Raw genomic sequence first — 12,253 nt, forward strand, 5'->3', positions numbered from 1 at the left:
ATCGCGGCCAAGGCGAGGTCGGCCGGATAGGTGACTTTCAGATTGGTCGCATCGCTGCGCACGAGTTTCGGCTGGAGGCCCATGGCCTCGATGGCGCCAGCTTCGTCGGTGACCGACATTGCATTTTTGAGCGATTTTTCCAGTTGACCGTAGCGAAACATCTGCGGCGTCTGCGCCTGCCACAAACCGTCACGTGGCTCGGTGGCGGCGACGCGCTGTTCGGCATCGGCCCGCTTGATGGTATCGGCGACCGGCACGGCGAGGATGCCGCCGACCGGATCATCGGCCAGCTCGGCAAACAGCGCATCGAGCATGGCAGCCGAGAGGCAGGGCCGGGCCGCGTCGTGTACGAGAATCCAGTCGTCGTCAGCAGCGACCATGGCCGCCGCGCGCAATCCGTTGCTGACGCTTGCCGCCCGCGTCGCCCCGCCACAGCGCACGGTTTCGAGCTTGGGGCCGAGTTCGCTCCAATCGTAGCGCGGCCACCACGGGTCATCCGGAGCCAGCACGACCCACACCCGTTCGATGTCCGGACAAGCGGTCAAAGCCTTCAAGGTGTGGAAAATCAGCGGGCGACCGAGCAGGTCGAGGTACTGTTTGGGCTTCTCGCTACCGAAGCGGGAACCGCTGCCGGCAGCGGGAACGATTGCGTAATGGCGTGGCATGGCTTAATTTTACTGAAGAACCATCGCAAAAGAGGATTCGTATGACCTTCGTGGTCCCGGAACTGGCTGCCCCCGTCGAGGCTTTTGCCACGGCGCTCGGCATCGGCCTGCTCATCGGCATGGAGCGCGAGCGGCGTCCGGACGCCTCCGCCGGCCTGCGCACCTTTGCCCTGGTCGCCATGCTCGGCTGCCTGTTTGCGCTGCTCGGCGAAAAAACCGGCGGACCCTGGTTGCTGGTGACCGGGTTGCTCGTCATCTCGGGGAGCATGGTCGCCTCCAATTTTTCAGCCCAGCAGGAAGAACAGTATCGCGGCTTCACCTCCGAAGCGGCCATCATCATCACCTATGGCCTGGGCGCCGCTGTCTGGTTCGGCTACGCGACGCTGGCCGTCATGCTCGCCATCACGACCACCGTGCTCCTTTATTTCAAGGCCGAACTGCGCCAGTTCAGCGAACGGACAACGCCCAAGGACATCAACTCCATCCTGCAGTTCGCCGTGCTCTCACTGGTCATCCTGCCCATTCTACCGAGCGAGGATTTCGGGCCGTACAACGCCATCAACCCGCGCCAGGTCTGGTACATGGTCGTGCTCATCTCCGGCCTCGCCCTCTCCGGCTATCTCGCGCTGCGCATCGTCGGCGCCCGGCACGGCGCGGCGCTGCTCGGCATTTTCGGCGGTCTGGCCTCGTCGACCGCAACAACCATGATGTTCTCCCGCCACGCCCGCGACCATGCCGACCTGATCCACATGTCGGCGATCGTCATCCTGATCGCCAACGTCATGGTCATGATCCGCCTGTGGCTGGTCGCCAGCGTCGTCGCGCCCAGCCTGGCGACACCGATCGCCATCGTTTTCGCCTGCGGCATCGTGCCCGGCGTGGCCATGGCGCTGTATCGCTGGAAGGTGCTCAGCGACGGTGGCCCGCTGCCCATGCCGGAAGTCAAGAATCCGACCGAAATGCGTACCGCCGTTTCCTTCGGCCTGCTCTACGCCGTCGTGCTGCTCGCCTCGGCCTGGCTGCAGGACATCGCCGGCAGCAGCGGCCTGTACATCGTGGCGCTGGTGTCCGGTCTGACCGATGCCGACGCCAGCGTCCTGTCCACCCTGCGCCTGTTCAACCTCGACAAGGTGGTCAGCGGCGATGCCGTCATTGGCGTCACCCTGGCCCTGCTCGCCAACCTGGTCTTCAAGATCGGGCTGGTCGTCAGCATCGGCGGCGCCAGGCTCGCCCGTGCCGCCCTGCCCGGTCTGTTCGCCATCGGTGGCGGCATGGCCGCCGGGCTCATGATCATTTAAGGAGACGACCATGCTCAACACCCGTCCTCCCGCCGTCGCCGGCGCCTTCTACCCCGGTGATCCGGCCGCGCTTGCAAAAACCGTCGATCAACTGCTGGCCGAGGCCGAACCGGTTTCCGGCTGCCAGCCCAAGGCCCTGGTCGTCCCGCATGCCGGCTACGTCTATTCGGGCTCAACGGCCGCTACGGCATACGCCACGCTGGCCCCGTGGGCGAAGCATATTCATCGGGTCATCCTGCTCGGCCCGACGCACCGTGTTGCCGTCGACGGCATCGCGCTGCCCGAGGCCGAGGCCTTTTCGACGCCGCTCGGCACCATCCGCCTCGACGCCCAGGCCATCGCCGCCATCGCCGATCTGCCACAGATCGTTTTCAGCGATCACGCTCATGCCTACGAACATTCGCTGGAGGTCCATCTGCCTTTCCTGCAGCGCGTGCTGGAACATTTCACGCTCGTCCCGCTGGCCGTCGGTCACGCCACGCCGGAGGCCGTTGGCGAAGTCCTCGACCGGCTATGGGGCGGGCCGGAAACGCTCATCGTCGTCAGTTCCGACCTCTCGCACTTCCTGGCCTACGCCACCGCCCAGCAAGTCGACGCCAACACCTGCCGGCACATCCTGCAACTCGACACCCACATTCATCCCGAACAGGCCTGCGGCGCCTACCCGATCAACGGCCTGCTGCTCGCCGCCCGCCAGCACGGCCTGACGCCGACATTGCTCGGTCTGTGCAATTCCGGCGACACAGTTGGTGACAGGAGTCGTGTCGTTGGCTACGCGGCTTTTTCCTTCAGCGAGGCCAGCCATCATGCCTGATCTCGGAAGCACGCTCCTGACCCTGGCCCGCAACGCCCTGTCTGCTCACTTCGGTCTGACGCAGAACCCGGCCGACGACAGCCCGGAATTGCACAAACCGGGCGCCACCTTCGTCACGCTAACCCAGCACGGCAATCTGCGCGGCTGCATCGGCAGCCTCGAAGCCTGGCGGCCGCTGGCCCAGGACGTTCACGAAAACGCGCTGGCCGCCGCCTTTGGCGACCCGCGCTTCGCGCCACTGACGATCGACGAGTTGCCGATCACCCGCGTCGAAGTCTCGCTACTGACGCCGCCCGAGCCAATACCATTTACCAGCGAGGCCGACGCTCTGGATCAACTGCGCCCGGATATCGATGGCGTGATCTTCACTGCGGGCCATCGTCGTTCGACTTTCTTGCCGCAAGTCTGGGAGCAACTGCCCGCCCCGGTCGTCTTCATGGCCCACCTCAAGCAGAAGGCCGGGCTACCGGCCAATTACTGGGGCTCTGACATCCGCCTCGAACGCTACACCGTCAAAAAATGGAAGGAGGCTGCACCATGAGCCAACCCGAATCCCTGTTCCCCGGCCGCTGGTGGCATGCCCTGCCCGACGGTCGCGTCCAGTGCGACCTTTGCCCGCGCGACTGCCAGTTGCACGAAGGCCAGCGCGGCGCCTGCTTCGTTCGCCAACGGGTCAACAACGCCATGCAGCTGACGACTTACGGCCGCTCGTCGGGCTTCTGCATCGACCCCATCGAGAAGAAGCCGCTCAACCACTTCTACCCGGGCAGCAGCATCCTCTCCTTCGGCACCGCCGGCTGCAACCTGGCCTGCAAGTTCTGCCAGAACTGGGATATTTCCAAATCGAAGGACATGGACCGCCTGATGGACGCCGCCAGCCCGCAGATGATCGCCGCCGCCGCCCGCCGCTACGGCGCCGATGCCGTGGCCTACACCTACAACGACCCGGTCATCTTCGCCGAATACGCCATCGACACGGCGCTCGCCTGCCGCGAGCAGGGCATCCGCAACGTTGCCGTCACCGCTGGCTACATCCACGCGGCACCGGCCCGCGAGCTGTTCGCCGTCATGGATGCTGCCAACGTCGATCTCAAGGCCTTTACCGAGAGTTTTTATCACAAGCTCTGCGTCGGCCACCTGCAACCGGTGCTCGACATCCTCGCCTACATCCACCACGAAACTGACTGCTGGCTGGAGATCACTACCCTGCTCATCCCCGGCCAGAACGACAGCGCACCGGAGATCAACGAACTGGCCACCTGGGTCGCCCGCGAACTCGGGCCCGACGTGCCGCTGCACTTTTCCGCCTTCCACCCCGACTGGAAGATGGACGCCATCCCGCCGACACCGCCGGCAACGCTCATCCAGGCGCGGCGCATCGCCCTCGACGCCGGCCTGCACCACGTCTTCACCGGCAACGTGCACGACCCCGAAGGCGGCACCACCTTCTGCCCGAGCTGCCACGCCGCCCTGATCGTCCGCGACTGGTACGACATCCAGCGCTACGACCTGACGCCGGAAGGCCATTGCCCGCATTGCTCGACCGCCATCGCCGGCCGCTTCGGCAAGACGCTCGGTCGGGACGGCAAGGCCTTCGGCCCGAATCGCATTCCCGTCCATCTCGCGGCATGAACCGCTTCATCACCCTGCACACCCCGCACGGCTCGCTGCACGGCCAGCTCAATTTGCCCGACGCCCCGCGCGGCCTGATCCTGATCGCCCGCGTCCATCATGCGGAGGAGGACGCGGCCATTGCGTCAGCGTTCGCCGAATTCGGCTGCGCCACCCTGACCATGGAACTGCTCACCGCCCAGGAGGTGCAATTCCCCGACGCCACGCAAAACGTGCCGCGCCTGACCCAGCGCCTCATCGACATTCTCGACCTGACGCGCCAGGACGGCGACATGGCGCCATTGCCGCTGGCCATTTTTACCAGCGGCGACGTTGGGCCGGCTGCCATCCGCGCCGCCGCCCGGCGCGACATGCTGGTCAGGGCCGTCGCCTGCCATGGTGGGCTGATCGATCGGGCCGGGATTCAGGCGCTCGACCTGCTCGTTGCACCGCTGCTCATGCTGTTCGATGCCGCTGACCTGATCGGCCAAGCTGCCTACCAGCGGGCGACCTCACACCTCGGCGGCGTTCACGCCATGCGGCTCGTAGAGATCGGCGAAGACCCGGCGGCCCTTGCCGCGACCTGGTTTTTTGACCTTTTTCCCGGTTGACCGTGGGATTCCGCAATGGCCATGGCATTTGGCCGCATCCGGACTAGACTGAAACTGTAAACAACAATTCCGGAGACTCCGATGTCCTTCTTCGATTCCCCCCTCGCCCGTTGCGAAGCTGTCCGCCAAATGGTCCTGACCGATGAAACTCAGGCCGAATGCGCCCGCGAACACGACTGCCCGCCCGGCTTCAAATGTCCGCTGTGCGGCTATTTCACCGAATCCAGCGGAATCAGCGAAGAAGCCAGCGAGGAAACCCTGACGGCTAGCCAGCCGGCACACTGAGCCCTGTTGATAGGGGCTTCCCGTTCCCTGCGTTGGGGGGTGCGGTTACGGTCTGAAAAAGGCGGATGAATAGAAGCGCAGCGGCGGAATCGCCCGTTCGTATAACGCTATAATTCGTGCCCCTAAACGCTGCCCATCCCTCGCGTGCCCGCTGCACAGCCCCTGCTCTCCCTTCCCGCCTTGCCCAAGGCCGGCGCCCGCGTCGATCTGCCGCTGTTGGCCGGTTCCGCCGACGCCTTGGCCTTGACCGAGATCGCCGTGCGCAGTCCCGGCCGGCTGCTCGCCGTCGTCACCGCCAGCGCCGCCGATGCCCAGCGCCTGCTCGATGAGATCCCGTGGTTCGGCCCGGCGCTGCGCGTCCGTCTGCTGCCGGACTGGGAAACGCTGCCCTACGACCATTTCTCGCCGCACCAGGATCTTGTCTCCGAGCGGCTCGCCACCTTGTGGGCCGCCACCCAGGGCGACATCGACATCCTGCTCGTGCCGGCCTCGACGGCGGTTTACCGGATCGCCCCGCCCGCCTTCCTGGCCGCCTATACCTTCGCCTTCAAGAAGGGCCAGAAACTCGACGCCGACAAATTCCGCAGTCAGGTCACGCTGGCCGGTTACGCCCACGTCACGCAGGTCGTCTCGCCCGGCGAATACTCGATTCGCGGCGGGCTGATCGACCTCTTCCCGATGGGCTCGCAGCTCCCCTACCGGCTCGACCTGTTTGACGATGAAATCGAGAGCATCAAGACCTTCGACGTCGACACCCAACGCACCGTCTATCCGGTGCCCGAAGTGCATCTGCTGCCGGCCCGTGAATTCCCGATGGATGACAAGGGCCGTACCCACTTCCGCCAGTGTTTCCGCGAGCGTTTCGAGGGCGACCCGGCCAAGTCGGGCATCTACAAGGATATTTCGTCCGGCATCGCCAGCGCCGGCATCGAGTACTACCTGCCGCTGTTCTTCGACGAAACGGCGAGCCTCTTCGCCTACCTGCCTAAGGACGCCGTTTTCGTCACCCACGGCGACGCCCCGGCCGCCATCGCCGCCTTCTGGAACGACACCCGCTCGCGCTACAACCTGCTGCAGGGCGACAAGGCCCGACCGTTGCTGCCGCCTGACGAACTATTCCTGTCCGACGAAGCCTTCTTCACGGCAGCCAAATCGTACGGTCGACTCCATCTTCCCTCCCCTTCAAGGGGAGGGCCAGGGAGGGGAGGGGTTGCGGAGGCTGGCGATACAGCCGGAATCCATCCCCCTCCCAGTCTCCCCCTTGCCCCAGGGGATACCGTCCCTGCGGGACATAAAGGGGGAGGAGCGAATTCCTTGCCCAGTCTCGCTGTCGACCGCCGGGCAGAAGACCCGCTCGGCGCGCTGAAAAACTACCTGGCCAGCTTCCCGGGCCGCGTGCTGCTGCTGGCGGAAACCGCCGGGCGCCGCGAAACGCTGACTGCGATGTTTGCCGAACACGGCCTGAAACCCGAAACCTGCTCCGATCTGCCGACATTCCTGACCGGCAAGGTCCAACTGGCACTGGGCATCGGCCCCTTGCAAGCCGGCTTTGCCCTGGAAAAGCTGGCGTTCATCACCGAAACCGAGCTTTTCGCCGGCACACCACGCCGCTCTCGGCGCGAAGCGCAGAAGAAAGCCACCTTCGACAACTGGCTCAAGGATCTCACCGAACTCAAAGTCGGCGACCCGGTCGTGCACGAAAGCCACGGTATCGGTCGTTACCAGGGTCTGGTCCGGATGGATCTCGGCCTCGGCGAGCAGGAATTCCTCGAACTGCACTACGCCAATGAGGCCAAGCTGTTTGTCCCGGTCGCCCAGTTGCACGTCATTTCGCGTTACTCCGGCGCCGACCCGGAAGGCGCACCGCTGCACACGCTCGGTTCCGGTCAGTGGGAAAAGGCCAAGCGCAAGGCCGCCGAGCAGGCGCACGACACCGCCGCCGAACTGCTCGCCCTCTACGCCGCCCGCGCCGCCCGTCAAGGTCACGCCTTCACTTTCAAGGAAACCGATTACGAAGCCTTCGCCGATGGTTTCGGCTTCGAGGAAACCAACGATCAGGCGACGGCCATCGCCGCCGTCATCGACGACATGCGCTCCGGCAAACCGATGGACCGCCTGGTTTGCGGCGACGTCGGCTTCGGCAAGACCGAAGTCGCCCTGCGTGCCGCCTTCTGCGCGGTGGCCGGCGGCAAGCAGGTCGCCGTCCTCTGCCCGACTACCTTGCTCTGCGAACAGCATCATCAGACCTTCACTGACCGCTTCGCCGACTGGCCGATCAAGATCGCCGAAATCTCCCGCTTCAAAACCGCCAAGGAATCGGCGCAAGCCTTGCAGGAGCTCGCCGAAGGCAAGATCGACATCATCATCGGCACGCACAAGCTGATCGGCAAGGACGTCAAATTCAAGCGCCTCGGCCTTGTCGTTATCGACGAGGAACACCGTTTCGGCGTCCGCCAGAAGGAAACCTTGAAGTCAATGCGCGCCGAGGTCGATGTCCTGACCCTCACCGCGACGCCGATCCCGCGCACGCTGGCGATGTCGATGGAAGGCCTGCGCGACTTCTCGGTGATCGCCACGGCACCGCAAAAGCGCCTGGCCATCAAGACTTTCGTCTCCAACTTCTCCGACGGCATCATCCGCGAAGCCGTGCTGCGCGAACTGAAGCGTGGCGGTCAGGTGTACTTCCTGCACAACGAAGTCGACACCATCGCCAACATGCAGGAAAAACTCGCCAAACTGGTGCCCGAAGCGCGCATCGTCATTGGCCACGGCCAGATGAACGAGCGCGAACTGGAGCGCGTCATGCGCGACTTCACCGGCCAGCGCGCCAACGTGCTGCTGTGCACGACCATCATCGAAACCGGCATCGACAACCCGCACGCCAACACCATCCTGATCAACCGTTCCGAGAAATTCGGTCTCGCCCAGTTGCACCAGTTGCGCGGCCGGGTCGGCCGCTCGCACCACCAGGCCTACGCCTACCTCCTCGTCCAGGACGACAAGGCGATGACCAAGCAGGCCAAGATGCGCCTCGAAGCCATTCAGGCCATGGAAGAACTCGGCTCCGGTTTCTTCCTCGCCATGCACGACCTGGAAATCCGTGGCGCCGGCGAAGTGCTCGGCGACAACCAGTCCGGCGAAATGCAGGAAGTCGGCTTCAACCTTTACGCCGACATGCTTAACCGTGCCGTTGCCGCACTGAAACAGGGCAAGCACCTGGCGGCGGTCGACCTGACCCAGCCGCTCGGTATCGGCACCGAAATCAATCTGCGCACCCCGGCCCTTCTGCCCGACGCCTACTGCCCCGACGTACACGAACGCCTGACCCTCTACAAGCGCCTGGCCAACGGTGAAAGCGTCGAGGAAATCGATACGCTGCAGGAAGAACTGATCGACCGCTTCGGTGAACTGCCGCTGCAAGCCCAATCCCTGCTTGCCACGCACCGCCTGCGCCTGCTCGTCAAGCCGCTACTCATCCAGAAGCTCGATGCGACCAACGACCAGATCACCATCCAGTTCAGCCCCGAGTTCTCGAAAAATCCGCCAATCGAGCCGATGAAGATAATCAATTTGATTCAGAAAGACCGCAGCTATAAGCTGGCAGGACAGGATAAACTTTCCCTTTTACGCCACTGCCCGACGTTGAACGACAAGGTCGTCGCGGTGAAAGACATGATTCGCCAGTTGAGCAAATGACCATGACCACACATCACATCGATAACATCAATGTCACCGCCTTCGACGAAATGCCGACGCCGGAAGAAATCCACGCCCGCCTGCCGCTTTCCGAGAAAGCGACCAAGACAGTCACCCACGGTCGCCATGTGCTGCGCAACATCCTTGATCGCAAGGACCATCGCCTGTTTGTCGTGGTCGGCCCGTGTTCCATCCACGACCCGGTGGCCGGCCTCGACTATGCCCGCCGCCTGAAGGCGCTATCCGAAGAAGTCGGCGACACCCTGCAACTGATCATGCGCGTCTATTTCGAAAAGCCGCGCACCACGGTTGGCTGGAAGGGCTACATCAACGACCCGTTCATGGACGACAGCTTCCAGATCGACGTCGGCATGGCCAAGGCCCGCGAATTCCTCCTCCAGGTTGCCGAAATTGGCATGCCGACCGGCACCGAGGCGCTCGACCCGAACGCCCCGCAATACTACGGCGACCTCATCACGTGGACTGCCATCGGTGCCAGAACCACCGAATCGCAGACCCACCGGGAGATGTCTTCCGGCCTGTCTACCCCGGTCGGCTTCAAGAACGGCACCAGCGGCGACCTCAGCGTTGCGGTCAATGCCGTCCTTTCCGCCGCCAAGCCGCACTCCTTCCTCGGCCTGACCAGCCAGGGCCGCGTCGCCATCGTTCGCACCAAGGGCAACGGCTACGGCCACATCGTGTTGCGTGGTGGCGATGGCCGCCCGAACTACGACACCGTTTCGATCACCATGATCGAACAGGCCCTCGACAAGGCCAAGCTGCCGCACAACATCGTCGTCGACTGCTCGCACGCCAACAGCTTCAAGAAGCCCGAACTGCAACCGCTGGTCATGGCCGACATCGTCAACCAGGTCCGCCTTGGCAACAAGTCGCTGGTCGGCGTCATGATCGAATCCAACATCGAAGCCGGCAACCAGTCCATCCCGGCCGACCTCAGCCAGCTCAAGTACGGCTGCTCCGTTACCGATGGCTGTGTTGATTGGGCAACCACCGAAAAGATGATCCGTGACGCCGCGGTACTGCTCCGCGATGTCTTGCCGGAACGCCTGCGCTAAGCCACGGCCGCGGCAATGCCAACCAGCGACCGGGCGAGTTCTTTGGCCACGAAAAAGATGAAACGCACCAAACCACGCCATCGCGCCAGCGACACCGACGAAGGAAATTCCATGGAAACCTGCTGCGCCTGGGAGGGTGATAACTTGGTGCTGAACATTCTCGGCCAGCCCAACGCCAACCGCGATGCGATCGGCAAAGTAAAGGGCAAGCAGCTCATGGTCAGCGTCACGGCGGCGCCGGTGGCCGGCCGCGCGACCGATCACATGGTGCGATTCCTGGCCGGGGAGTTCGCCGTTTCGCCGGTCGACATCGAAGTGCTCGCCGGCCGCTTCAACGTCAACAAGCGGCTGCGCATTCGTTCGCCGCAGCAATTGCCGGCGGTGATCGCCAGACACCTGAGCGACGCGCCCTGAAAGTCTCGTCCCCACCGAACACCATGAACCTGATCATCCAGGGCGGCGCCCTGCCCACTTTTCTGCTCGAACGCATTTTTGCCGCGACTGGGGCGTCGACCGTAGAACCGCAGCCGCCGCAGGTCGTCCGCCTCAAAAGCGCGACCCATACGACGGCGTTCGATGCACTGATTCCATTGATCGAAGCCGAAAGACTCGATTGGGCCTTCGTCGAGACCGGCAAGAAGCTGTCCGACTTCGGCCTGATCTGCTTCGACATGGATTCGACGCTGATCACCATCGAATGCATCGATGAACTGGCTGATTTCGCCGGCAAAAAAGCGGAAGTTTCGGCCGTCACCGAAGCGGCTATGCGCGGTGAGATCGATTACCGCGAAAGCCTGCGCCGCCGACTGGCGCTGCTCGCCGGGCTCGATGCCCGGGTCCTCGCCCGCGTTTTTGGCGAACGCCTGCTGCTCTCTCCCGGCGCCCGCGAACTGCTCGAAGCCTGCCAGAACGCCGGCCTGCGCACGGCCATCCTGTCCGGTGGCTTCACCTATTTCACCGAGCGCCTGCGCATCGAACTCGGTTTTGATTTTGCCACCTCGAACGAGCTGGAAATTTCCGGTGGCAAGTTGACCGGCCGTGTTATCGGTGACATCGTCGATGCCGCTGCCAAGGCTCACCACCTCGCCCGTCTGACCGACGAGTTGGGGTTAAACAAAGAGCAGGTCATTGCCTGTGGCGATGGCGCCAACGATCTTCTGATGATGGCCCAGGCCGGTCTCTCGGTGGCGTTTCGCGCCAAACCGGCGACGCGCGCCAAGGCGAATGTGGCAATCAACTTTGGCGGGCTGGATTCACTGCTCAAGCTATTCGACGAAAAATAAGACGGGCGTTTATATTTCCGGGCACCACACCTCAGCCGGCGCCAGCTTTTCGTAAGCTGCATTGGCCGACAGAAAAACCTCGCCGGTCAGCGTGCTCCACAGCAAGGATTTCATCAGCCTGTCCTGCACCGGCCCCTTGACCTCAGCCAGATGCAACTTGATGCCTCGCTCGGCCAGATCCTGATTGAGCTCGGCGAATACCTCGACAGCTGTCGTATCTAGCAAATTAACGCCACTCATCACCAGCACCAGATCGTGCGCGTCAGCGACGCGCTCCAGTTCCAGATTCAGACGCTGTTCGACAGCGCCCAGGTTGCCGAAGAACAGGCGCTCGTCAATGCGGACAAAAAGTACGCCGGGCAGCGTCTCAACCTCGAAACGCGCAACATTGCGAAAATGCTCGGTACCGGGCACCCGCCCGACGACGGCGATATGCGGAACACTGGTGCGATACAACAAGGTCGCCATCGACAACACGATGCCCATGCCGATCCCCGCCTCCAAGCCAAAGAGCAGAACGCCACCGGCTGTGCACAGCAAAGCCAGGGCATCGGCCCGGTCGTAGGACCAGGCCTGGAGGAATGCACGCAGGTCGATCATCGAGATTGCCGCCATCATGATGCTTGCCGCCAGCACGGCCAGGGGCAAGCGCTCGAACCACTGGGCCCCACCGGCGACGACGCCGATCATGGCCAGTGCGGAAAGCATGCTGGCCAGCGGTGTCTGCGCGCCCGCCGCAACATTGATGGCCGAACGCGACAGGCCACCACCGACCGGCATGCCACCGTAAAATCCCGCTACGACATTGGCGGCGCCGAGACCGACCAGTTCGGCATTGGAATCGATCCGCTCGCGCCGTTTGATGGCCAGCGCCTGGGCCATCGTGATGCTTTGCACCATGCCGATCAGCATCA

General features: G+C 63.6%; 12 protein-coding genes. 10 read left to right on the top strand and 2 right to left on the bottom strand.

Going from position 1 to position 12,253, the window contains the following annotated elements; all coding sequences use genetic code 11:
• Positions 1 to 665: 2-C-methyl-D-erythritol 4-phosphate cytidylyltransferase (ispD, locus tag ADADOO_RS12340; RefSeq protein WP_511277802.1), on the bottom strand; the 665-nt coding region annotated here is incomplete at its 3' end.
• A 41-nt stretch (positions 666 to 706) separates the two neighbouring features.
• On the opposite strand from ispD, the gene ADADOO_RS12345 reads away from it, so the two are divergent.
• The 10 genes from ADADOO_RS12345 (at position 707) to serB (ending at position 11,339) form a co-directional block, all read left to right on the top strand.
• Positions 707 to 1,963: an MgtC/SapB family protein gene (locus ADADOO_RS12345; protein ID WP_511277803.1), complete on the top strand. Its 1,257-nt coding sequence runs from the start codon at positions 707 to 709 to the stop codon at positions 1,961 to 1,963.
• A gap of 10 nt (positions 1,964 to 1,973) precedes the next feature.
• Positions 1,974 to 2,777 (top strand): AmmeMemoRadiSam system protein B, encoded by an 804-nt coding sequence (gene amrB / locus ADADOO_RS12350; protein ID WP_511277804.1) that lies wholly within the window; start codon positions 1,974 to 1,976, stop codon positions 2,775 to 2,777.
• A complete protein-coding gene (gene amrA / locus ADADOO_RS12355) occupies positions 2,770 to 3,318 on the top strand; it encodes an AmmeMemoRadiSam system protein A (RefSeq protein WP_511277805.1) in 549 nt (182 codons plus the stop codon). The genes amrB and amrA overlap by 8 nt, the downstream gene beginning before the upstream one ends.
• Positions 3,315 to 4,409, top strand: coding sequence for an AmmeMemoRadiSam system radical SAM enzyme (gene amrS / locus ADADOO_RS12360; RefSeq protein ID WP_511277806.1), 1,095 nt, complete (start codon positions 3,315 to 3,317; stop codon positions 4,407 to 4,409). The genes amrA and amrS overlap by 4 nt, the downstream gene beginning before the upstream one ends.
• Entirely contained in the window at positions 4,406 to 4,999 is a 594-nt protein-coding gene (locus tag ADADOO_RS12365; protein WP_511277807.1) for a hypothetical protein, read from the top strand. Before amrS ends, ADADOO_RS12365 begins: the two co-directional genes overlap by 4 nt.
• A gap of 81 nt (positions 5,000 to 5,080) precedes the next feature.
• Positions 5,081 to 5,284 (top strand): hypothetical protein, encoded by a 204-nt coding sequence (locus ADADOO_RS12370; protein ID WP_511277808.1) that lies wholly within the window; start codon positions 5,081 to 5,083, stop codon positions 5,282 to 5,284.
• A 144-nt stretch (positions 5,285 to 5,428) separates the two neighbouring features.
• On the top strand, positions 5,429 to 8,980 hold the full coding sequence (gene mfd / locus ADADOO_RS12375; protein ID WP_511277809.1) for a transcription-repair coupling factor: 3,552 nt from the start codon (positions 5,429 to 5,431) through the stop codon (positions 8,978 to 8,980).
• Between the two features lie 2 nt (positions 8,981 to 8,982).
• Positions 8,983 to 10,056 carry a 3-deoxy-7-phosphoheptulonate synthase gene (locus ADADOO_RS12380; RefSeq protein ID WP_511277810.1) on the top strand — a complete coding sequence of 358 codons (1,074 nt, stop codon included), beginning with the start codon at positions 8,983 to 8,985 and terminating at the stop codon, positions 10,054 to 10,056.
• 111 nt (positions 10,057 to 10,167) lie between these two features.
• Complete coding sequence (locus ADADOO_RS12385) at positions 10,168 to 10,470, top strand: DUF167 family protein (protein WP_511277811.1); 303 nt, start codon at positions 10,168 to 10,170, stop codon at positions 10,468 to 10,470.
• A 23-nt stretch (positions 10,471 to 10,493) separates the two neighbouring features.
• The gene (serB, locus tag ADADOO_RS12390) at positions 10,494 to 11,339 is read left to right on the top strand and encodes a phosphoserine phosphatase SerB (protein WP_511277812.1); all 846 of its coding nucleotides are present in this window, start codon (positions 10,494 to 10,496) and stop codon (positions 11,337 to 11,339) included.
• 9 nt (positions 11,340 to 11,348) lie between these two features.
• On the opposite strand, the gene ADADOO_RS12395 is transcribed toward serB, so the two are convergent.
• A partial coding sequence (locus ADADOO_RS12395; protein ID WP_511277813.1) for a SulP family inorganic anion transporter occupies positions 11,349 to 12,253 on the bottom strand: 905 nt, incomplete at its 5' end.

The sequence above is a fragment of the Azonexus sp. genome (assembly GCF_036170495.1).
Taxonomy (GTDB): domain Bacteria; phylum Pseudomonadota; class Gammaproteobacteria; order Burkholderiales; family Rhodocyclaceae; genus Azonexus.